The organism is Anoxybacillus ayderensis (assembly GCF_000833605.1).
In the GTDB taxonomy this organism is placed as follows: Bacteria; Bacillota; Bacilli; order Bacillales; family Anoxybacillaceae; genus Anoxybacillus; species Anoxybacillus ayderensis.
This window is the reverse complement of record NZ_JXTG01000004.1, coordinates 60,109-81,504: the sequence shown is the minus strand read 5'-3', so window position 1 is coordinate 81,504 and position 21,396 is coordinate 60,109. Positions and strand designations below refer to the sequence as shown.

25 protein-coding genes are annotated in these 21,396 nt (G+C 41.3%); 6 read left to right on the top strand and 19 right to left on the bottom strand.

Annotation, left to right across the window (positions count from 1 at the left end):
• The first annotated feature begins 115 nt into the window (after positions 1-115).
• From JV16_RS06065 to ytxJ, 3 genes are read left to right on the top strand one after another with little or no spacing between them, the layout of a single operon-like run.
• On the top strand, positions 116-508 hold the full coding sequence (locus tag JV16_RS06065) for a DUF948 domain-containing protein (protein WP_021095603.1): 393 nt from the start codon (positions 116-118) through the stop codon (positions 506-508).
• A 12-nt stretch (positions 509-520) separates the two neighbouring features.
• Positions 521-871 (top strand): hypothetical protein, encoded by a 351-nt coding sequence (locus JV16_RS06060; RefSeq protein WP_021095602.1) that lies wholly within the window; start codon positions 521-523, stop codon positions 869-871.
• Positions 858-1,187, top strand: a complete 330-nt coding sequence (gene ytxJ, locus JV16_RS06055; RefSeq protein ID WP_021095601.1) for a bacillithiol system redox-active protein YtxJ — start codon at positions 858-860, stop codon at positions 1,185-1,187. The genes JV16_RS06060 and ytxJ overlap by 14 nt, the downstream gene beginning before the upstream one ends.
• An 11-nt stretch (positions 1,188-1,198) precedes the next feature.
• Here ytxJ and murC read toward each other — a convergent pair whose 3' ends face one another.
• The 8 genes from murC to JV16_RS06015 all read right to left on the bottom strand — a co-directional run bounded on the left by murC (position 1,199) and on the right by JV16_RS06015 (position 9,387).
• On the bottom strand, positions 1,199-2,500 hold the full coding sequence (gene murC / locus JV16_RS06050; protein WP_021095600.1) for a UDP-N-acetylmuramate--L-alanine ligase: 1,302 nt from the start codon (positions 2,498-2,500) through the stop codon (positions 1,199-1,201).
• A 161-nt stretch (positions 2,501-2,661) separates the two neighbouring features.
• Positions 2,662-3,771, bottom strand: a complete 1,110-nt coding sequence (locus tag JV16_RS06045) for a nicotinate phosphoribosyltransferase (RefSeq protein WP_021095599.1) — start codon at positions 3,769-3,771, stop codon at positions 2,662-2,664.
• A 71-nt stretch (positions 3,772-3,842) separates the two neighbouring features.
• The gene (locus JV16_RS06040) at positions 3,843-5,984 is read right to left on the bottom strand and encodes a DNA translocase FtsK (protein WP_042534725.1); all 2,142 of its coding nucleotides are present in this window, start codon (positions 5,982-5,984) and stop codon (positions 3,843-3,845) included.
• 71 nt (positions 5,985-6,055) lie between these two features.
• Positions 6,056-6,661, bottom strand: coding sequence for a YtpR family tRNA-binding protein (gene ytpR, locus JV16_RS06035; protein ID WP_021095597.1), 606 nt, complete (start codon positions 6,659-6,661; stop codon positions 6,056-6,058).
• Complete coding sequence (locus tag JV16_RS06030) at positions 6,658-7,464, bottom strand: DUF1444 domain-containing protein (RefSeq protein ID WP_042534723.1); 807 nt, start codon at positions 7,462-7,464, stop codon at positions 6,658-6,660. The genes ytpR and JV16_RS06030 overlap by 4 nt, the downstream gene beginning before the upstream one ends.
• Complete coding sequence (locus tag JV16_RS06025) at positions 7,457-7,783, bottom strand: thioredoxin family protein (RefSeq protein WP_021095595.1); 327 nt, start codon at positions 7,781-7,783, stop codon at positions 7,457-7,459. The genes JV16_RS06030 and JV16_RS06025 overlap by 8 nt, the downstream gene beginning before the upstream one ends.
• An 8-nt stretch (positions 7,784-7,791) precedes the next feature.
• Positions 7,792-8,307 (bottom strand): DUF84 family protein, encoded by a 516-nt coding sequence (locus JV16_RS06020; RefSeq protein WP_042534721.1) that lies wholly within the window; start codon positions 8,305-8,307, stop codon positions 7,792-7,794.
• Positions 8,308-8,319: 12 nt separating this feature from the next.
• Complete coding sequence (locus JV16_RS06015; protein WP_042534719.1) at positions 8,320-9,387, bottom strand: M42 family metallopeptidase; 1,068 nt, start codon at positions 9,385-9,387, stop codon at positions 8,320-8,322.
• Between the two features lie 107 nt (positions 9,388-9,494).
• Here JV16_RS06015 and JV16_RS06010 point away from each other — a divergent pair, with 107 nt between their 5' ends.
• Positions 9,495-9,791, top strand: coding sequence for a PepSY domain-containing protein (locus JV16_RS06010; RefSeq protein WP_021095592.1), 297 nt, complete (start codon positions 9,495-9,497; stop codon positions 9,789-9,791).
• A 24-nt stretch (positions 9,792-9,815) separates the two neighbouring features.
• On the opposite strand, the gene JV16_RS06005 is transcribed toward JV16_RS06010, so the two are convergent.
• Positions 9,816-10,655 (bottom strand): YtnP family quorum-quenching lactonase, encoded by an 840-nt coding sequence (locus JV16_RS06005; protein ID WP_042534716.1) that lies wholly within the window; start codon positions 10,653-10,655, stop codon positions 9,816-9,818.
• 71 nt (positions 10,656-10,726) lie between these two features.
• Positions 10,727-11,377 carry a tRNA (guanosine(46)-N7)-methyltransferase TrmB gene (gene trmB, locus JV16_RS06000; RefSeq protein WP_021095590.1) on the bottom strand — a complete coding sequence of 217 codons (651 nt, stop codon included), beginning with the start codon at positions 11,375-11,377 and terminating at the stop codon, positions 10,727-10,729.
• Positions 11,378-11,449: 72 nt separating this feature from the next.
• Between trmB and JV16_RS05995 the strand changes: the two genes are divergently transcribed.
• Positions 11,450-11,719, top strand: a complete 270-nt coding sequence (locus tag JV16_RS05995) for a YtzH-like family protein (protein ID WP_021095589.1) — start codon at positions 11,450-11,452, stop codon at positions 11,717-11,719.
• Here JV16_RS05995 and JV16_RS05990 read toward each other — a convergent pair.
• The 8 genes from JV16_RS05990 to pepV all read right to left on the bottom strand — a co-directional run bounded on the left by JV16_RS05990 (position 11,711) and on the right by pepV (position 20,158).
• A complete protein-coding gene (locus JV16_RS05990) occupies positions 11,711-12,484 on the bottom strand; it encodes a phosphotransferase family protein (RefSeq protein ID WP_042534714.1) in 774 nt (257 codons plus the stop codon). The genes JV16_RS05995 and JV16_RS05990 overlap by 9 nt on opposite strands.
• Before the next feature lie 81 nt (positions 12,485-12,565).
• The gene (gene pulA, locus JV16_RS05985; protein WP_021095587.1) at positions 12,566-14,686 is read right to left on the bottom strand and encodes a type I pullulanase; all 2,121 of its coding nucleotides are present in this window, start codon (positions 14,684-14,686) and stop codon (positions 12,566-12,568) included.
• Between the two features lie 211 nt (positions 14,687-14,897).
• The gene (locus JV16_RS05980) at positions 14,898-15,854 is read right to left on the bottom strand and encodes a hypothetical protein (RefSeq protein WP_021095585.1); all 957 of its coding nucleotides are present in this window, start codon (positions 15,852-15,854) and stop codon (positions 14,898-14,900) included.
• Positions 15,855-15,889: 35 nt separating this feature from the next.
• A complete protein-coding gene (locus JV16_RS05975) occupies positions 15,890-16,561 on the bottom strand; it encodes an LrgB family protein (protein ID WP_009361585.1) in 672 nt (223 codons plus the stop codon).
• The gene (locus tag JV16_RS05970) at positions 16,558-16,935 is read right to left on the bottom strand and encodes a CidA/LrgA family protein (protein ID WP_021095583.1); all 378 of its coding nucleotides are present in this window, start codon (positions 16,933-16,935) and stop codon (positions 16,558-16,560) included. The genes JV16_RS05975 and JV16_RS05970 overlap by 4 nt, the downstream gene beginning before the upstream one ends.
• A 22-nt stretch (positions 16,936-16,957) precedes the next feature.
• Positions 16,958-17,488, bottom strand: coding sequence for an RNA 2',3'-cyclic phosphodiesterase (thpR, locus tag JV16_RS05965; protein ID WP_021095582.1), 531 nt, complete (start codon positions 17,486-17,488; stop codon positions 16,958-16,960).
• A 33-nt stretch (positions 17,489-17,521) separates the two neighbouring features.
• Entirely contained in the window at positions 17,522-18,673 is a 1,152-nt protein-coding gene (locus JV16_RS05960; RefSeq protein WP_052481219.1) for an MFS transporter, read from the bottom strand.
• Positions 18,674-18,757: 84 nt separating this feature from the next.
• Positions 18,758-20,158, bottom strand: coding sequence for a dipeptidase PepV (pepV, locus tag JV16_RS05955; protein ID WP_042534711.1), 1,401 nt, complete (start codon positions 20,156-20,158; stop codon positions 18,758-18,760).
• Positions 20,159-20,331: 173 nt separating this feature from the next.
• Here pepV and JV16_RS15150 point away from each other — a divergent pair, with 173 nt between their 5' ends.
• Positions 20,332-20,553 (top strand): DeoR family transcriptional regulator, encoded by a 222-nt coding sequence (locus tag JV16_RS15150; protein ID WP_003398403.1) that lies wholly within the window; start codon positions 20,332-20,334, stop codon positions 20,551-20,553.
• Positions 20,554-20,588: 35 nt separating this feature from the next.
• Here the strand turns inward: JV16_RS15150 and JV16_RS05950 are convergent, their stop codons facing one another.
• Positions 20,589-21,311, bottom strand: coding sequence for a pseudouridine synthase (locus JV16_RS05950; protein WP_042534707.1), 723 nt, complete (start codon positions 21,309-21,311; stop codon positions 20,589-20,591).
• Positions 21,312-21,396 lie beyond the last annotated feature (85 nt).

Here is a 21,396-nt window from a genome sequence, read left to right as displayed (position 1 = left end):
CCATCGTATGTACATGTATATTGTAACCGATCCACAAAAAATTTGGAGTTTTTTGCAGGATTTTTTCTCTTTTTGTCGAATAGATCACAGGGTAGACAGAAAGGAGTTTTTTACAATGGACATCATTTTGTATAGTAGCATTGCACTCATTGCGATCGCTTTTCTTACTTTAGTCATTTATGTCGTCCAAACATTAAAAACACTTCAGACGACGTTACAACATGTCGCGAAAACTGTGGAAGAAGTTGAAAAACAAATGCATGAAATCGGGAAAGAAACGGCACAATTACTACATAAGACGAATGCTCTCGCAGATGACGTGCATAAAAAAGCAGAAAGCTTACAAAGCGTATTCGATGCGGTAAAACAAGTAGGTGTCACCGTTCAAACATTTAGCGACTCAATTTCTAAAACGTTAACAACAAACGAAAAAAAAATTGCGCAGGCAATTCAATGGGGACAAACACTTATTGAAATATGGACAAAATGGAAAGAGAAACGAAAATAAGGAGGCATTCATATGGCGAAAAACGGTTCTTTTCTACTTGGGGCAATCGTTGGAGGAATTGCGGGTGCAGCAGCAGCACTATTCTTGTCAAGTGAACGTGGAAAGCAGTTATTGACTGAATCAACAGAACAAGGGAAACAGCTATTGAATGAGTTAAAAGAGAGCAATATAAACAAATGGGGGAAAAGCGAAGAAAAAGAGGAACCGACAAAAAGCGAACAAGAGAAACCACAGCCGGTTTCATCTATCCCGATTCCGCTCCCTTCATCAGATGTAGAACAGTTATTAAAAGAAACCGAACAGGCGGTTCATGATGCCGAAAAACGTTTGAATAAAGGAACTGATGCACATGGAGAAAGTTGAAACAATTGAGCAATTTGAGCAAATTTGCTCGTCACATCGCCCGTTTTTATTTATGAAACATAGCCTTACATGTCCAATTAGCCATCGGGCATGGGGAGAGTTTGAGCGCTTTACAAACGATTTTCCACACATTCGCGCCTATTACTTGCATGTGCAACATGCTCGCCCTTTGTCACAGCATATCGCAGAAGCGTTCCAAGTAAAGCACGAATCCCCTCAAGTGCTATGGGTGACGGAACAAGGGGTAGAGTGGCATGCTTCACATTGGAACGTCACATATGAACAAATGAAAAAGGCAACTATGAGCGCATCATAGTTGCTTTTTACTTATACGTGAACCGATTGTTCGTATTTCTCTTGAAATTTTTGAATATCGCCTGCCCCCATAAAAATAAGGACAGCGTGATCATGCTGTTTTAACACATCAACTTGTTCCTCATGCAAAAGCTTTGCTCCATCAATTTTTTCACGTAAATCTTCGATCGACAATTTCCCTTGATGTTCGCGCGCCGACCCAAAAATATCGCACAAATATACCGCATCAGCAAGCGATAAACTTTCCGCAAACTGTTGTAAAAATGTTTGCGTTCGTGTATATGTGTGTGGTTGGAAAATCGCAACAATTTGACGCTCTGGATACTTTTGTCTTGCTGCCTCAATCGTTGCTCGTATTTCTGTCGGATGATGAGCATAATCATCAATAAGCACTTGCGAACCGAACGGCTTCTCATGAAAGCGACGTTTCACCCCAGGAAACGTTTTTAATCGTTCTTGAATAATGCTTACATCAATTCCTTCATAATGGCAAAGCGCAATGACAGCAAGCGCATTAAGCACGTTATGATCGCCATATCGTGGAATATGAAAAGAAGCGAAAAACGTATGGCGCACAAACACATCAAACGATGTACCTTCCGATGTTTTTACAATATTTCGTGCTTGGAAATCGTTATCTTCACCAAATCCATAAAAAACAACAGGAACTTTCGCTTGGATTTTTTGTAAATATTCATCATCCCCACAGGCGATAATTCCTTTTTTCACTTGCCATGCCATTTGTTGAAATGCTGAAAACACATCTTCAATATTTGCAAAATAATCTGGATGATCGAAATCAATATTTGTCATAATCGCATAATCAGGAGAATAGGCTAGAAAATGGCGACGATACTCGCACGCTTCAAATACAAAATACTTACTTCCTTCTCTTCCCTTTCCCGAACCATCCCCAATCAAATATGACGTCGGTTGCGCTCCTTGCATCACATGAGCGAGCAATCCGGTCGTTGACGTCTTTCCATGGGCGCCAGTCACAGCGATACTAGTGAATTTTTGTAAAAATTCACCTAAAAATTGATGGTAACGAATGACGGGTACACCGAGTTCGCGAGCGGCTACAATTTCTTCATGAGTATCTGGAAATGCGTTCCCTGCAATCACAACCATATCTTTTTGAATATTTTCAGCACTAAATGGGAAGATAGGAATTCCTCGTTCTTCTAAAGCTTCTTGCGTAAAAAACCGCTTATCGTAATCTGAACCTTGCACAGCACATTTCATATCATGTAACACTTGAGCAAGTGCGCTCATTCCAGTTCCTTTAATGCCGACAAAATGGTAAGTAGTCATAAAAAAACCTCCACCAACTATCGTTGATCTATATAGCAGTATATGACACAAATTCCGTTTTGCTATTTTCATCTTATGTAACAAACTTCATTATACCATCGTTTGCGAGCAATGATAAGAAAAACTGATAGAAGCATCATTCTTCTATCAGTTTTTCCGTGTTACTGACCAGTATACTCCACTTTTTCGAGACGTGGATTTGGACGGTAACGCCGCCCTGCTTTCGCTTGATGTTTTCCGTTTAATAACACGTTATCACCAGTAAAACCGATATGTACTTTTAACAAACTACTTCCTACACCGTACATATCAACCGGCACACCTTGCTTTTCGAACTCAATAATGCGCTGTTCGTTGAATCCACCGCTAACAACGATTTTCACATGCTCAAATCCTTCGCGATCAAGTGCCTCACGCAAAGCGAAAATAAGTGGTGGATTCACGCCACGCGGATCAAAAGTACCGAGCACTTCTGGATGGCGAATAAAATATTGGTCGATCATTGTTCGAGACGTATCAACGCGAACAGCCTTTAACTTATCACCAAACTCTCGCGCCACTTTCAGCGCATCTGTAATACAGTCATTGTTATAATCAACAAGAACAATTAAATCATCGTCTGGATATTTTTCGTGATACGCCTTTGCCGCCGCAACAACATCCCCATCAAACAATTGAATGAGCGCATGCGGCATCGTCCCCATTCCTTGTTTTCCCCACCATTCGTTCATCGCATGTGTCGCTTGTGCAGTTGAACCACCAATAAAAGCAGCATATCCGTCACCTGCTTGCATCATAAAATGGTCATCACGATCTCCCATAAAAATGACCGGTTTTTGTACACCAGATAAAGCTGCTGCTTTAACAACGTTATACACGTTTGTTGCTACAGATGTTCGCCGCGCTAAAATTCCATCAATAATGCCTTCTAAATATCCGAAATTTTGATACGGACCGGTAATAGTGAGCACTGTCTCAAACGGACTAATTTTATCTCCGTCTTTTAATGAATAAATTTCTAATTTTTCTGGCTCATCCGCAAACGTATGCAATAAAGCAATCACTTCATCCGTTCCGCATAAAACGGCATGTTCTTTTTGAAAAAACTGCATCGTGACAATATTATTTGGGCGAAATTGTTTTACAATTTCACGCGTTTTCAAAAAATATACAGCTGAAAACCAGCCATCTCGCACACGCTCATCAAATTTAAATGTTTTATTCGTTAACCGTTTAATTTTTCCTTGTAGCTTTAATTCGATTTCTTTCATTTTGCTTTCCCCTTCAACCATCGTTTTCACGTATTTAGCATAGCATGTTTTCTATTTCACGACTACTTTATCTAAATTGTGTCTTGTAGTTGTTCAAGATCTTGTTCATCAATTAAAACATCGCGTGGCTTGCTTCCTTTCGGAGCGGATACGATTCCGCGTTGCTCCATCATCTCGATTAAGCGTGCTGCTCGGTTGTAGCCAATGCGAAAGCGACGTTGTAAACTTGATGTGGAAGCTCCACCCTGTTGAACAACAAATTCACACGCCTCGTAAAACAATTCATCATCTTCATCAGCTTGTACATGTTGTTGCAACAGCTCGTCATGTTGGAATAAGTAAGACGGTTCCATTTGCTGACGCACATGGGCGACAACGCGCTCAATTTCTTCATCAGATACGAAATTTCCTTGTAAACGAATCGGCTTCGCCGTTCCATTTTCTAAAAATAACATATCGCCTCGCCCAAGTAACTTTTCTGCGCCGTTTATATCGATAATCGTGCGTGAATCAATTTGCGACGATACAGAAAAGGCAATGCGTGTTGGAATATTTGCTTTAATTAAGCCGGTAATCACGTCCACCGATGGCCGTTGTGTAGCAACAAGCAAGTGCATACCGCATGCTCGCGCTTTTTGAGCAATACGACAAATCGCTTCCTCGACATCAGCGGGCGCAACCATCATTAAATCCGCAAGCTCATCAATAACAATGACGATATAAGGTAAATGTTGTTCCGTCTTTTGTGCTTTTCGTACTAAATCGTTGTAACGAACAATATCACGCACACCCGTATGCGCGAATAGTTCGTATCGTCGCTCCATTTCAGACACAGCCCATTTTAACGCTGCTGTTGCTGCTTTTGCATCAGTGATGACCGGGCTCACTAAGTGTGGAATATAATTGTATGGTGCAAGCTCGACCATTTTCGGATCGATCAATAGCAACTTCACTTCATGTGGTGTTGCTTTGTACAGCAAGCTGACTAACATCGCATTCATACATACACTTTTTCCTGATCCTGTTGCCCCAGCGATCAATCCATGGGGCATCTTTTTTAAATCGGTAACAATTGGTCTCCCTGAAATATCTAACCCTAAAGCAACGGTTAATGGAGAGTCTGACTTTTGAAACGCTTCGCTTTGTAATACTTCGCGAATAAAGACCGGGCGACTTGATCGATTCGGCACTTCAATCCCTATCGTGTTTTTCCCTGGAATAGGTGCTTCCATACGAATATCGACAGCTGCTAAATTTAATTTAATATCATCTGCTAAATTCGTAATTTTATTCACTTTCACACCAAGTTCCGGCTGTACTTCAAAACGAGTAACTGTCGGACCTTTCGTTACATGAACAACCTTTGCTCCAACGTTAAAATTTTTAAACGTCTCGTTCAATCGCTCCGCTTGTTCTTTTAACCATGTTTCATCGTCTTCTTGACGGATAAGTGGCGGATGCAACAACGATAAGGACGGAAACACGTACGTTGACTGTTTTTGCCGCTCTTCCCATTTTTCCCGATCTTGCTTTAACATCATCACATTGTATGGCACACCACTTCGCTGACGTACTCGCTCCTCTTTTTCTTCTAATCGCTCTTGCTCTTTATTTTCTTGCGGCTGTTTTTGTTCCGTTTTCTCTTCAGCCATTTCTGCTTCTTCTCGTTTTTCGTCTTCCTTTTCATGAACAAAATCGCCCACCTCATGACGAAGTGTCTCACTCTCCTGTATATGCGCATGTTCGTTTGTCTCAGCAACAAAATGTTCTTCTTTTTCTATCGATTCAGTTGCCTCTACATTCACGCATTCGTTTGTTTCGACTTTTTCAACACTCGGAAGTTCAAATTCAACCATTTGTTTATCTTCATTTTTTCGTTCTACACGTTCCATTCGTTTATAACCAAATACAGGTGATGGGACATCCGTTGGGCGAAATGCGCGTGATTCACCCGCTTGACGATCGAGACGATATACTTTTTTCTCAAATGAACTCCTTTGTGACGACGGTTCATCTGTTCTATCTTTTCTTCTTTCTGTCGGTTCATCTGGAATTAACGGAAAGCGAAACTTTCCTTTCGGATATTCATAAACGACTTTCGCCTCCATCTCTTTATGTTCGTTTTTTGGCACAGATGGAGGGTGTTTTCGCGTCTCTTTTATCTCATCGTTCCCCCCAAATAAATAACGAAATAATGCCTTTAACCAACCCATTCAGTCCTCACTCTTTCTTTGTACATTCAGTTTTATTTTATCACAAAAAAAGCTGACTGCCGCAACGGAAGTCAGCTGAAAAATGGTTGGCCTACTTCGTACTCATCATTTAAAACGAGAATGCCTTTCTCTTGAGGAGCGTTCGGTAAGTTTAGTTCGCGTGCCGAGCAAATCATTCCGTAAGATTTTACGCCACGCAGCTCTGCCTCTTGAATGACAAGACCGCTTGGCATGACTGCGCCAACTTTTGCAACAACAACTTTTTGCCCAGCGTCAACGTTTGGAGCGCCACATACAATTTGCAACGTCTCCGTACCGACATCGACTTGACAAACGCTTAACTTATCAGCATTCGGGTGTTTCTCTTTTTGTTTCACGTAACCGACGACAAACTTCGGTGACAAATCAGCCGCTACTTGCTCATCTACACCATTTTTTTGCAGTATATCATTAATTGTCGCAATCAGTTGTTCTGTTCGTTCGACGACACCATTTCCTTCAAATGTGCCGTATGTAGACGCGTGAAAAATATTGTAACCGACCGTCTCACCTGTCTGCTCATTGAAAATGCGCACGACATCTCCTTTTTTCTCAAAAGCTCGCACTTGCGGATCAACAGCTTTCAATGTAATAAGTAACGTATCTCCGATCCCTTCACGATTGTAAAATACATTCATTGTGTCTCATCCTTTCGACGATTTTTTCCGAGAATAAAAATCGGTTGAAGTTGCCCATCTTCGTATAAAAATGAGAGGGCGGTAATCGGCACTCGACCGCTTGCAAAAAAACTCATCGTCAACTGCGCAAGTACATCATATCCGATTTCGTTCTCAATGTCAGCAATAATAAGCACATCTTGATGAGGAACGGCCAATAACATTGTTCCTTTTATTTTTTCAGAAAACTTTTTTAAAAAAGCATCGTTTAATATGCGACTTGCATCATACCCATCGTTTGTATTCAAAAAGTAAAACGTATTACCTGCAACACGGTCTTCTTTTACCGTTGTCGGCAATGACCGAACATTAAAACGTGCAATTTCTTTTAATTGTTGCACATCCCAACGCTCCGATTCAACTAACCGCTCATCAATGAGCCGATACGTTGTTCCTAGATCAAGTGCATAATAAATGCGCGTTTCTGCCGTATGCTCATCATAAATAAACATCGCTCCTTCGTTCGTCTTTGTCGGAAACGAAGTAGAACGAATAACTGGATATACGTGCTTTTCTTTTTCACGCAACGGTGAATCATCATGTAATGCGTTCAATGTTTGTTCTACATAATAAACGACTTCATCAATGGCGCGCTCTTTCTCTAGTTCCCATTTCGCAATAATTGGAGGCAAGGAGATCGTCACTCCTTTTTTCGTTTCGCGATGTTCAATGCGGAGTGTATCTTTTTTTCGATCCCATTGAAACTCCCACGGATAATGACATAACCGCTGTTGAATATGCTCGCTTATTTGTTTACTATTCATCCCGCTCACCTAAATGTTCAATAAAAGCGACGATTTCTTCTTTTGTTTTCCGATCTTTGCTGACAAATCGGCCTCGTTCTTGTCCGTTTTCATACGCGATAAAGCTTGGAATGCCAAATACGTTATGCGCTGTAAACAAATCGAGCAATTGATCGCGATCAACCGCATAAAACGTATAATCCGAAAACTGTTCTTCGATTTCTGGCAAAATCGGCTTGATGACTTGACAATCAGGACACCAATCAGCCGTAAACATCATAATGACTTTCCCATGTTGAATGACTTCGTTATATTGCTCCATACGTTCGATTGTTTTCATCTATCTATTCATCCTTTCTTTTGATGTTCATACTGTCCTTTTAACAGATGAACAATATGTGTATACATCGTTGTTCGATCGATCGCTCCGTTCGTCAAAATACCAATCGCCCCTTCATTTGAACGAACGTCGCGGCGATTTGCGTATTCATCCATCACTTCAGCTAATTCTTTTCCACCTCTTAATTGTTCACCGATTTCAGCGGGGAGGGGAATACGTGCCCCTCCTGCCACAACAACAACTCCATCGCGATCAACGAGCGCCCCCCAATTACATAACCAAATTCCCCCGTTTTGTGCGATGAACACGCCACCTTCTAAACCGATCCCGATATGTGCTTGTTGTTTACAAACAGCTAACGTCGCCCGCTCAATCGCACCTTGCAACGTTTCTTCATCGGAAAACGGCTGTTTTGACACGCTCGGTTGCACATCACTCGAAATAATCGTATAGTGTGCCTCATGAAACACAGCCTTTACCGCTTTCACTTTCGTATTATTTTTCGTTCCAACAGCTATGTTCATTTCTCGATCTCCTTAAGCGTTATGACGAATCGCGTCTACTGTCGCGCGGTCACATCGTTTCACAAGAGCGACTAATAATTGTTTTGCCGCTTCATAGTCATCCACATGAATGATGGAAGCATGTGTATGAATATAGCGTGCACAAATGCCAATGACAGCTGAAGGGACGCCGCTATTGGCGATATGTACTCTTCCTGCATCTGTTCCACCGCCCGGTGAAATAAAATATTGATATGGAATGTTGTTTGTTTCTGCGATATCTAAAATAAATTCACGCATGCCGCGATGCGTAATCATTGTACGATCGTAAATGCGTACAAGTGCACCTTTGCCGAGATGCCCAAACTCTTTTTCGTCCCCTGTCATATCGTTCGCTGGGCTTGCATCTAGCGCAAAGAAAATATCTGGTTTGATCATTGTTGCTGCCGTTTGCGCCCCACGAAGCCCCACTTCTTCTTGGACCGTCGCTCCAGAATATAATACATTCGGTATCGTTTCATCTTTTAACTCTTTTAACAACTCAATGGCTAAACCACAGCCGTAACGATTGTCCCATGCTTTCGCCATAATTTTTTTCTCGTTTGCCATCGGTGTAAACGGACAAATAGGCACAATTTGTTGCCCCGGGCGAATGCCCATGCGCTCAGCATCATTCCGATCATCTGCCCCAACATCAATGAGCATATTGTTTATATCCATTGGCTTTTTTCGCTGCTCTTCGTCAAGCAAATGAGGAGGAATCGAGCCGATCACACCAATAATCGGACCGCGATCTGTTATAATTTGTACACGTTGTGCTAACAATACTTGATTCCACCAACCTCCAAGCGGCTGAAAACGAATCATTCCTTGTTCTGTAATGGCGGTGACCATAAAACCTACTTCATCCATATGCCCTGCAACCATCACGACTGGACCATTTTCTGTTCCGCGCTTCACTCCAAAAATGCTCCCAAGCCGATCTTGCACAATATCATCAGCATATTTTTGTAACTGTTCACGCATAAAGGCACGCACCGCATGTTCATTCCCCGGTGCCCCCGGCAATTCGGTTAACGTTTGAAACAACTGCAAATCCATCGTTTTTTCCCCTTTCTTTGCTCGCTATTTGTCATTGTAGCGAATTTTACATGTAGTTTCCACTCGAACAATTCGGTATACTAAAAGAAAAAGTGGAGGAATGGATTATGCGCGTCAAAACGTTTCTTACTGGGATCGTTGTCGGTGCAACGGCAGCATACATATGGAATGAGTGGCAACATCGACGTTTTATTTCATCTGAACAAGCGCTTCAAAAGGCGAAAGAAGCGTTTCAACAAACGGGTGACATTACAGGATCGTGGATCCAAACAACCGTTGAAACAATTGAAAAAAATGGGCTGCGCTACAACGTCTATCGAGGTGGCATTACTCGTCCAACTGGCGCATATGAGTGTCTCATTGATGCAAAAACAGGAACAATTATTGAAGCGCGAAAATTGTAAAACCCAAGCAAGCCGCTTGGGTTTTTATTGACGTTTAATCGATTCAACGATTTGAAACTCGTCATTCCAACGGACAGCACGGTAATACGCATCGTGATAAAACGTAAACCATGCATCGTTTTCCATTCCATAGGCGAGCCATTTTTGTTTAGCGAAAATGGACGTCATCGGATAATCATCATACGCCATCACCCAAAGCGGATTTTGATGTGCATGCGTCGGCATTAAATCACCGAGATGAACGGCCGTTTCTCCTTCAGATGTAATAATAATAATGGCATGTCCATCACTATGACCGCCTGTATGAATCATCGTAACACTAGGAACGACTTCTAACTGCTCAGCAAACGTATCCACTTGCTCGACAATCGCTTCCCAGTTTTCTTTCCAATACGTATTGCGGGAACGAATATTTGGCTCTTTCATCTCCGCCCATTCCACTGCCGATGTAATAATGCGCGCACGCGGAAACGTGGGAACGAGCGTATCTCCTTCCCATTTTGTTAAACCGCTCGCATGATCGAAGTGCAAATGCGTCATTAATACAAGATCAATGTCTTCAGGAGTTAAAGAAAGAAGCGCCAACTGATTTTCTAAGTCAGATTCTTCCGTTACACCAAAGTTTCGTTTTTGCTTCTCATTCAATTTTCCTTTTCCAATGCCTGATTCAATTAATATGTTTTTCCCATCTACTTGCAATAAAATCGGATCCGTGCGAAGCGGAATTTGATTTTGGTCGTTGCATGGGTATTTTTTCATCCAAAGCGGCTTGGGCACGACACCAAACATCGCTCCCCCATCTAAATGTGTAATTCCCCCATTCAACCACGTCATCGTTATTCGACCGATCGTTAATTTCTCCATCAGTTCTCCCCCTCTCATGATTTATTTTAACATTACAAAAATATTCAGAAAAGAAAAAAACCTATGCCCAATTATGACATAGGTTTTCGATATTTTACTTCACAGCGATAAATGGGATTTCCTTTTTCAGAAAACTTTTGTTCATACTCTGTCATGACATTTCCTTCAAAATCGCTTCGATGAAGATCAAGGCTGACATATTGAAGAACTAAACCGTATTGAGAAAAGCTGACAAGGGAATATTCAAACAATCCACGGTTATCTGTTTTAAAATGAATTTCCCCTTCATCAACTAAAATGTTTTCATACAGCTCCAAAAATGAACGATATGTTAACCGTCTTTTCTCATGTCGCTTTTTTGGCCACGGATCGGAGAAATTTAAGTAAATACGCTCGACTTCTCCCTTTGCAAAAATGTTTGTTAATTCTTTCGCATTCACATTCAGTAAACGTAAATTTGGCAAGTCGTTTTCAATAAGCTTGTCCAGCGCACATACAATGACGCTTTCATATAACTCAATGCCGATATAGTTGATATGTGGATGCATTTTCGCCATTTCCGTAATAAAGCGACCTTTCCCTGTCCCAATTTCAATATGAATGGGATGGTCGTTTGCAAACAATTCATGCCAACGGCCTTTATATTGTTCCGGTTGTGGAATGATATATTGTGGGTATGATGCAATTTTTTCTTTCGCCCAAGGCTTATTTCGTAAACGCACGTCTCATCCTCCGTTTCTTTGCATATAAAAAGATAAAAATGGCCATATTATAAAACGAATAGGGGGATGAACATGGCCATTAATCATGAGCATCAATTAACTGTGTTAAAAGACATTTTATCAGAGCATCAACTTGATCGTTCAGGGACAGTAGCCGAATGTGAACAAATTGAACGGCTCGCCAAATCGTTAATCGCAAACGATGCTGTCCATTCTGAACTCAAACAAACATTATCCCATATTTACACGTACAGTCAAAACGGAAAAAACGCAACTGATCTTTCTTCACACATCGATCAACATGAACAACAACTCGCTGAATGGATGGATCAATTAACGTAACACATGCTCGAGGAAATGCAACAATCGTTGCATTTCCTTTTCATTATTCCGCCCTTTATGCCATGCAAGCAACACGATCGTTTGAGCCAACGTATACCATTTCATGCGCAACAGCAATTGATCATTGAACGGTAAACCGTATTGCTCTAACCAGCTTTCCCATTGTTCTCTTGGAATGTAAGCATACAACAACACCCCGATATCAATGGCCGGATCAGCAATCATCGCGCTATCCCAATCAATTAAATAGAGCTGGTTATCTTCTGTTAACAACCAATTGTTATGATTCATATCACAATGACAAACGACATAACCCTCATGATACACATCATTTACATGTTTCTCTAAAAACGCAATAGCCTGTTGCACGACAGCATTTTCTTTTATGACACATTCGTTTTTTTTCACTTCCTCTAGCAAACGATTCGGCAATAAAGGTTTTTTACCGAGCCGTTCCATCATCGCTAACAATTCTTTTGAGCGATGAATTTTTCGAAGTAGTTGGGCAACTTGTTTGCTAGTCATATCGTGCGGCTTTAATTCGCGCGCTTGTAAAAACTGCTGGGCTGTAATCACATCCCCGTTTTCCATTCGTTTCGTCCAAACTAATTTTGGAACGATTCCTTCTGCCGACAAAACAGCTAAAAATGGAGAAGAGTTGCGCTTTAAAAACAACTTCTTCCCATCATGCTCCGCAATATATGCATCCCCTGTCGCACCGCCTGCTGGGGAAATTTCCCACTCCTTACCTAGTAACTGTTCCAAGTGAGCTCACCTTTCGACTTAGTCAAAATAAAAATAGCGATTGTCATCTTACTAGATTTTATCTTTCTGATCGTTTCCACGTCAACATTCAATTAATACCCACGTACCAATTCCATTTATTTCAACAAACTGTTCGTATATTTTTCCTATTTCTTCTTGATTTGAACTAAAAACGACTTTCCATTCCCCTTCAGAAAGAGGAAACGTCGTTTTCTTTTCTTCATTATGGTGAACGACAACAATTTGTTCCCATGGACCGTACAGTCCAACATCAACAAGCTGATAAGCAATGACAGATGGATGTGTATCGTAAAACTTCATATGCCGTCGAACTTGATCAGCAGTCAAAAAACGAAACGCACCATGTCTTTTACGAAGCGCAATGAGAAGCATCATTTCCCGCACGTCTTCTTCCCAATCATTTTTGCGTTCCCAATCGATTTGGTTTACTTCGTCAGGAGCATTATAGCTATTTTCAATCCCTCGTTTCGTTCGATAAAACTCTTGACCGCTATGCAAAAAAGGAATGCCTTGAGATAATAAAACGATCGCTGTCGCTAGCTTTTGACGTTTCCGTCGAATATATTCGCTCTCATGTGCATTGGCAATCATCATTTTATCCCATAGCGTATGGTTATCGTGACATTCGACATAATTCACACTTTGCCTTGGCGAAAAGAAAAGATGAATACTTCCGCGAATCGCTTCCATTACTGCTTCTTTATATGAGCAATCCCCTAATGCAAATCCTCGATCACGAACTTGAAACGTGCTGCCTTTTACATAGTCGCGAAATCGATCATTAAAATAAGCGATGCGTGGGGTATGTTTTGCGTTCGCAATCATCGTCTTTTTTTCGCGAGATAACGGAGTGGCTAGCTCCCAACCTTCCCCGAGCACAATGACTGTCGGATCTATTGCATCAATCGCTCGACGGACGTCATTCATCGTATCTATATCTAAAATGCCCATTAAGTCAAAACGAAATCCGTCAACACCGTATTCGTTTAGCCAATGCATGACGGAATCAATAATAAATTTACGTACCATTTTCCGCTCAGATGCTAAATCATTTCCAACTCCTGTCCCGTTTGACGGATAGCCATTTGATCCGTATCGAAAATAATAACCAGGAACAAGATGTTCAAACGACGATGTTTCTCGAATATATACGTGATTATATACAACGTCTAAAATAACACGAATACCTTCGTTTTGAAACGCACGAATCGCCTGTTTTAACTCAATGATGCGCGCGTATGGATCGGTTGGATCGGTTGCGTAACTTCCTTCTGGGGCGTTGTAATGAACGGTGTTGTATCCCCAATTGTACATTTGAAGGGGCTGAAGTTCATCCACTCCTTCAAAATCTTGCACAGGCATGAGTTGAACATGTGTCACACCGAGCTGTTTCACGTACGAAAGACCTGTCACCGTTTCGTTCGGTCCAAATGTATCTCGCTCCGTTAAACCGAGATATTTCCCTTTATGTTTCACCCCACTTTTAGGATGAATCGTGAAATCACGCACGTGCATTTCATAAATGATCGCATCCGTCATAGAAATAAACGGAGGCATGGTCGGTTTCGGGATATTTGTCTTCGTCAGGTCAACGACAACACCATATGTGCCGTTTACTGAAACAGCTTTTGCATAAGGATCAACCGCCTCACGCCAAACAAAATTCACATACGTCATATACGTATAAAAAAATCGTTCAACATTTTCATAAATGGTATACGTCCATACCCCTTTTTGTTCTCGTATCATTTCATAAGTTGTTTCTTCTTTCGTCGTTGGATGAATAAGCTTTAGTAACACGTTTGTAGCAGTTGGCGCCCACACTTTAAACGTCGTTTTTTCCGGTTTGTACATTGCACCGAGATCGTTCCCGTCATATGCATATAAATCATCGAACGCCTTTGTTCGCATTACTGCCCCTACTTGTAGAGGGGCTTGCCATCCTTCTTCTGTATAAACAACATATCGTTTTCCTAATTCAACAATAAAAGGGACAGTACATTCATATTTTGTAAATAAGTGTTGTCTTTCTGTTGAACGAATCGTTAAACGGTATGCTGTTTGTTCTTTATCACATAAAAAAAATAGCGGTGCACGCTCGTGAACAACATCGTTCGGTATTAAAATTGTAATGACTGTCAGTTCATCTAAGTAGGCTTCAAACGGTTGTTGTTTAAACATTGTCGGTCACCAACTTCCACTTTTTAAATGAATGGTTTTTGTTGTAAAATGGATAAATAGGGGGGAGAAATGATGTATTCATGCATTTCATGTAGCGTTCCGTTTCCACTTTTACCATCTGGTTACTTACTTATTATGCAAGAACAACAAAAAAAGTATTTAATTGATCTTGTTATTGCCATATACAAAAATTCAAAAAAGAGGCTGACCGTTACTCATCAGCCTCTTCAAATTGTTCTACAACGAGCGGATCGTAGTAACGCGCATCACAATATGTCAGCAATGATTGGGCTGCCTTCAACTGCATATGCTTCAGCGGCATCGTCAATTGTCTTAGCGACATAAACCACGCCTCATAATGTCGCCGATCAATGATTTCAAGATCGCTTGGTGCATAACGATAATCAATATATCCTTCACGATTGATTAACACTTTTTTTATCGGCATATCGACGGCAAATTGTTTATAAATCGTTTGAACAACTTTTTCTGTTCGGTGAAGGGAAATCATCGGATTGACGATTTTTCGTTCCACATCGTCAACCATCTCCGTCCAAAATCGTTCAGCCGAGCCGACAATAATGTTGTTTTTTCGTTCTTCTGTAAACGCAATACACCAAGTCGTTGTCGGACTAATTAAAATCGTATTTAGCTCGACAGGGGCTTTTTTCAATAAAAATACAGGTTTATACATACATAAGTATGTATCAGGAAAACGTTGCAAAAAATATTTTAATTGTACATCATAATAATATTTCGGATCAATAATAGATTCTTCCGTTAATGTTGAACTTGCCCAACGAATTTGCAGTTGAAACAGCTTTTCTAAAAATAATATTTTTAACTCTTCAAGCGTTCGCGGCTCAGACGTAATGGAAACGACAAATTCTTCCTCTTCGTTCGGCTGTTCGTTTTCATTTTCTATGTCTTTTACTTTTTTTCGTTTCCATAGTTGTTTCACTTTATCAAAAAGCGATGGCTCTTCTTCAAGCCATTTCCACGATTGTTGTGAATGTAGCTCCGTCCGCATCGCAAGTTGACCCGTCTCCCACGCCTGCTTCATTCGTTCCCATTGTTTTTTTTTCAAACGAATGAACTCGCTCGGATAATGGTAAATATCTAGCTCGTAGCGCGAAATATAGTCTTGAAGCTTAATGAGCTGTCCCACACTGTAACCTCCAGCAACAAATAGTTACTTTCATTCTACAACAAAAGCAACAACGGGCAAAGAAGAGAAGCAAAAATTGCGCTTAACGTCATAGCAACGGAGCTAATCGCTGCTTCTTTTCTCCCGATTTCAAGCGCTTTTGCGGTACCGATACCGTGAGAAGCTGCCCCAAGACCGCTTCCAATCCCTAAAGCTGTTGTAATGTGCAAACGTTGAAAAAGAATCGGACCAAACATTGCACCAAAAATTCCCGCAATCATGACATATACAGCAGCAAGCGTCGGTATACCGTCAATTAACTTCGCAATATCCATCGCAACAGGCGATGTGACCGATTTCGGAATGATGGAACGAACAATTTTTTCTGGCAAATGAAAAAGACGCGCGAACAATAAACCGCTTCCCATTCCAATGATTGTGCCGAAAAATGTGCTACATAAGAGCGGCCATAAAAACTGTTTTAACGTATGCCGATGTTGATAAAGCGGCAAAGCGAGCGCAACAACAGCTGGACCAAGCAAATGAACGAGCCATTTTCCTCCGATCATATATTGGTCATACGACAAGTGAAAAAGCGATAACGTCATAATGATGACTACCGTGCTTGTTGCGACGGGAACGAGCAACGGAAAATAAAAGCGAGCATACAATTTGCGCATCGCTATATATACGACGATCGTCCATATAAGCAAACTAACGCCAATCATGCCCCTTTCACCTCACGCACTCGCTTCTGTTCACGTGTTTGTGCCCATTGCCCAATAAAACCAGCAAACAACATAACCATCATTGTGCTGACGATCACAATGACAATGGACCATATTCCCCTTCCTGAAAAAAGCTCCACATAGTCCATTACCCCAACTGTTGCTGGGATAAATAAAAGCGTTAAGTGAGATAAAAGCATATTTGCCCCGCGCGAAATCCACTTCTCTTTTACGATTCCGGTCATTAATAATAAAAATAACAGCAACATGCCAATCATACTCCCCGGAATTGGAATGTGTAGCAGTTGCTGAATGAACGAACCGATCATATACAACATATACAATCCCCCGATTTGAATGACCGTAATCCCCATCTTTTCTCCCCCTCTTATTGAATTATGAAAGAGGAAAACGCATCAACGGCTTATATTTCGGCGTTTGATCCATATGTGTTTCGTATAACACAACGTCATGTACGAAAAAGTGAATGTCTTCTCCTTCCATTTTTCTCGGATATGTGTCAAGCGAGAACGGAAACGATCCACTCCATTTTTTCGCCAACGTAATATGCGGTGTAAACGGTCTTGAATCAAGCGAAAAACCGATGCGTTGGCACACGTTATACACATCTTGACGAAGAGAAAACAAACGCGGTTCCTCTTTCACCCCATACCATAAAATACGAGAACCGAATGAGTACACCTCGCTCAGTTGTAACGAAAATGACTGATGTTTTTTTACTACATCTGGCATCATCTCTGCAATTTGCTTTCGCTCTGTTTCGGTTGCCCGACCTAAAAACGCAAGCGTTATATGATAATCGGCTTCATGAACGAACAACCGAAATGGCGCTCCCCATTCAGAAATAAAAGCATGCAGCCGCTTTTTCACCTCGTTTGGTAGAGGAATTGCCAAAAAGTAGTGCATCTATCGTCCCACCTTTTAATTTTCTAAATTTTATCAAAATTCATATAGTTTTCGCAACGTCTTTTTTGACTGCCAAGCAAAAATCACCATGCCACCAAACGTCAACAATCCGAAAAATAAATATACATGCTCAATTGTCCAACGTTCTAATATATATCCTCCTACAAATGTACAAAACCAGCTCCCGAGCCCGTTTCCAACTGTAGCATAAAGCGATACAGCTGTTGTACGTACGTGTGCAGGAGTGACGTCCCGCACGTATTGTAGCGCAGCTGGAATAAATAAACCGACAGACGCCCCTTGTACAATTGTCGTGGCATACACGATCATTAACGGTGGTTCAAAAAAGTAAAATAACCAACGAGCGCAAGATAATGCTGTGGCAACGAATAAAACGTTCATCATGCCAAACTTTCGCACGACCCCGTCAGCAAATTTCATAAACGGCGCTTCGCTTCCTGCTGCTAATAAAAAGGCAATGCCGACTCCTGCAAGCGTTCCACCTAAATCAGTAATCAAAATGCCAAAATAAAAATTGTTGGCATAAATTGGACCAAAGACAAGAAACGTCGTCAACAAAAACAAAAGAAACGGTGGAATGCGAACTAACTCTTTCATTCCTTCACGAATGTTCACTTTCGCACTTGACTGCTCTTTTGGCAACTTCCATGCAAGCACACTCGACGTAATGAGTAAAGCAACGAAAATGTAAAAAATGAAGCGAAGATGAAACATCTGAGCAATTTGTCCAGCAATCGGGACAGCAGTCGCAAACCCAAGCGCTCCCCAAAGGCGAATCGAGCCATACCGTTCGTTTGCTTTTTGTACGTAATGAAGCGTAATACTATCAGATAATGGAACAATGCCACTTTGCATAACAGCAAGTAGTGCGGCAATAACAAGCAACCACATATAAGAATGAACGAGCGAATACATAAAACCAAAAAAAGCTGTTCCTAGTAAAGATACGATTAACACTTGAACCGGTTGACGCGTATAATCGCTTACCATTCCCCAAATTGGTTGAATAAAAATCATAACAATAGGGCTAATGGACATAATCATCCCGATTTCTGTTCCTGACAATCCAACTTCATCTTTTAAATACACAGATAACAACGGAAAAAGCGAACCAAAACTAAAAAACTGTAAAAAATAAAATGCTCGAAAAATACGTGTATACACAAACATCCCCCATATCAAATAAAATAACGAAAAGTACCGTCACGATCGACGGCACTTTTCATTATAACATATTTTTGGAAACTGTCATTTTGCTAGCTCATAAATCGCTTGAGCATAAATGGCCGTTGCTTTTAACAAATCGTCAATAAACATATGCTCATCCTTTTGGTGCGCCACATCCGGACGATTCGGAAATAACGGGCCGAATGCTACCCCAGCTTGTAACGAACGAGCATATGTTCCACCGCCGATGGCAAGTAGTGACGCTCGTTCACCCGTCTGCTCTTCATAGACGCGTTGCAACGTTTGAACGAGCGGATGATCTTTTGCTACATAATGCGGTGCAGAATTCGAAAAATCCGTCAGTGCAAACGCATGACGCTCAGCGACTTGCTCAATCATTTTTTTCGTATGCACGATGTCATTCGTCACAGGGTAGCGCAAGTTGATGCCGATCTTTCCACCATGTTCACTCGTATATGAAAGAACACCAACGTTTATCGTCAAATCACCGAGTTCCTCGTTTGTATGTGCAACCCCTAATCGTCTTCCGCGCGTATCTTCATGAAAATATTGGGAAACAAACCGAACAAACGCGTTGGCTTGCGGATCAAGTTGTTCGTTTTCCAAAAATTTCACAAGCCATAATCCAGCATTTACACCATTGTTCGGTTCCATTCCGTGAGCCGAAACGCCACGAACGCGCAAAGTGAACGTCTCTCCGTCGCTATGTGCTTCACCGTCAATAGCATGTGTTTGTAAAAATGCGAGAAAACGTTCTTTCATCGCTTCCCCATCTGCTAACCGCAAAGCCGCTTCAGCGAAATCCGGTACCATATTGTATCGGCGCCCGGCATGGAACGAAAGAAGGATACATTCACTTCGCTCGTTTGTTGGCTGTTGAATCAGATCGAAATCGGCGATCCCTTTTTCAGCATAAATAATCGGAAAGTCTGCATCAGGTGCAAAACCGAGCGTTGGCATTTGCTCCGTTTGAAAATAACGCTCAACACATTGCCAATCGCTCTCTTCATCTGTTCCAATAATCATTCGTACGCGCTTAGCTAACGGTAAACCGAGCTCTTTGACAATTTTCATCGCATAAAAGGCAGCGATCGTCGGACCTTTATCATCGAGTGCACCTCGGGCATAAATTTTTCCATCTACAATCGTTCCCCCGAACGGATCGAACGTCCAACCGTCGCCAGGGGGAACAACATCCACATGACATAATATCCCTACAATCTCTTCACCATTGCCCATTTCCAAATGACCAGCTAGTCCGTCAACGTTTTTTGTGACAAACCCTTCTTCTTCACCACGCTTTAGCATGTAACAAAGCGCTTCATACACCTCTTTTCCTAATGGTGCCTCTTGTGTAGCTGTCTGTTCATTTCGCACACTTGGAATGCGCAAAAATGTTTGCAAATCTTTCAAAAGCGCTGACTCTCGCTTTTTTACTTCTTCCATCCAGTTCACATTCATTGCTACATTCATCCTTTCCACAGAAAAATATGGTACTAATTGTGTTAATATTGTGTAAAATTCAGCAAATTTATAGCATTTTTCTTATGTTTTCGTGTAAAATAAATGATGAGACATCTAGTTTTTCATCTTTGTTGTACCATGCGAATGATGTGACGATAGGGAGTGATCATTTGAAACCATCTACCGATCGCATGCTAACCCGTATTAAGTCCGTCTACATGTTCATTAGCGAGAGAGGAACAGTGACAACGCAAGAGCTCGTGGACGAATTCGGCATTACCCCACGAACGATTCAGCGGGATTTAAACGTGTTAGCATACAACGACTTAATTCACAGCCCTAGCAAAGGTAAATGGACAACAACTAAAAAAAGAGTCAAGATGTCATCATAACAGCATGCATATAGACGGAACCTCCTAGCAGGTTCCTATTTTTTGTTCTCTCCCTTTAATAAAGCGATTTCTTCATCCGTCAACTCACGATATTCCCCAGGCTCTAACGTTTCATCGAGCGGCAACGGTCCCATTTGAACCCGCTTTAAGTAAACGACTCGCTTGCCAACCGCTTGGAACATTCGTTTAATTTGATGAAACTTCCCTTCTGTAATTGTAATTTGCACATCAGAACGTAAACCGGAGCGAACGATAACAAGTTTTGCTGGCTTCGTTTCATACCCGTCGTCGAGCACGACACCGCGCTGGAAGGCAACAACGTCTTCTTCTGTTACTTCTCCATCAATGATCGCCTCATACGTTTTCGGAACATGTTTTTTCGGTGACAATAGTTGATGAGCAAGCTGACCATCATTTGTTAACAACAATAGCCCCTCTGTATCTTTATCTAACCGTCCAACAGGAAATGGATCAAATATGCGATCTTCCTCTTCTAGTAAATCAACGACTGTTTCCTCCACAGCATCCTCTGTTGCTGAAATGACCCCTTTTGGTTTATTCATCATTAAATAAATAAACGGTTTATACTCTACTTCTTCTCCCCATACGGTAACGACTTGTTCTTTCGGATTGACGTGTGTTTTTGCATCTTTCACCGTCATCCCATCGACTTTGACAACCCCTGCTTTCAATAATTTTTTCACTTCTTTTCTCGTTCCATATCCCATGTTTGCTAGCAGTTTATCAATGCGCAACATAAAAATCCCTCCAAATGTTTTTCTTTTTTAGGCGTTCGTCCATACACCTATGTCAACTGTCACATATACTGCCTACGTAACAATT

Coding starts and splice junctions, on each gene's coding strand:
- JV16_RS05975 (WP_009361585.1), bottom strand. CDS start 16,561: ATGATTGGCGTTAGTTTGCTTATATGGACGATCGTCGTATATATAGCG.
- ytxJ (WP_021095601.1), top strand. CDS start 858: ATGGAGAAAGTTGAAACAATTGAGCAATTTGAGCAAATTTGCTCGTCA.
- JV16_RS06010 (WP_021095592.1), top strand. CDS start 9,495: ATGCGCGTCAAAACGTTTCTTACTGGGATCGTTGTCGGTGCAACGGCA.
- murC (WP_021095600.1), bottom strand. CDS start 2,500: ATGACTACTTACCATTTTGTCGGCATTAAAGGAACTGGAATGAGCGCA.
- pulA (WP_021095587.1), bottom strand. CDS start 14,686: ATGTTTAAACAACAACCGTTTGAAGCCTACTTAGATGAACTGACAGTC.
- JV16_RS06030 (WP_042534723.1), bottom strand. CDS start 7,464: ATGAATAGTAAACAAATAAGCGAGCATATTCAACAGCGGTTATGTCAT.
- JV16_RS06040 (WP_042534725.1), bottom strand. CDS start 5,984: ATGGGTTGGTTAAAGGCATTATTTCGTTATTTATTTGGGGGGAACGAT.
- JV16_RS05950 (WP_042534707.1), bottom strand. CDS start 21,311: ATGTTGCGCATTGATAAACTGCTAGCAAACATGGGATATGGAACGAGA.
- JV16_RS05995 (WP_021095589.1), top strand. CDS start 11,450: ATGGCCATTAATCATGAGCATCAATTAACTGTGTTAAAAGACATTTTA.
- JV16_RS06045 (WP_021095599.1), bottom strand. CDS start 3,771: ATGAAAGAAATCGAATTAAAGCTACAAGGAAAAATTAAACGGTTAACG.
- JV16_RS06020 (WP_042534721.1), bottom strand. CDS start 8,307: ATGAACATAGCTGTTGGAACGAAAAATAATACGAAAGTGAAAGCGGTA.
- JV16_RS06025 (WP_021095595.1), bottom strand. CDS start 7,783: ATGAAAACAATCGAACGTATGGAGCAATATAACGAAGTCATTCAACAT.
- JV16_RS06015 (WP_042534719.1), bottom strand. CDS start 9,387: ATGGATTTGCAGTTGTTTCAAACGTTAACCGAATTGCCGGGGGCACCG.
- JV16_RS06060 (WP_021095602.1), top strand. CDS start 521: ATGGCGAAAAACGGTTCTTTTCTACTTGGGGCAATCGTTGGAGGAATT.
- thpR (WP_021095582.1), bottom strand. CDS start 17,488: ATGCACTACTTTTTGGCAATTCCTCTACCAAACGAGGTGAAAAAGCGG.
- pepV (WP_042534711.1), bottom strand. CDS start 20,158: ATGAATGTGAACTGGATGGAAGAAGTAAAAAAGCGAGAGTCAGCGCTT.
- JV16_RS05970 (WP_021095583.1), bottom strand. CDS start 16,935: ATGGGGATTACGGTCATTCAAATCGGGGGATTGTATATGTTGTATATG.
- ytpR (WP_021095597.1), bottom strand. CDS start 6,661: ATGAATGTATTTTACAATCGTGAAGGGATCGGAGATACGTTACTTATT.
- JV16_RS06065 (WP_021095603.1), top strand. CDS start 116: ATGGACATCATTTTGTATAGTAGCATTGCACTCATTGCGATCGCTTTT.
- JV16_RS06005 (WP_042534716.1), bottom strand. CDS start 10,655: ATGGAGAAATTAACGATCGGTCGAATAACGATGACGTGGTTGAATGGG.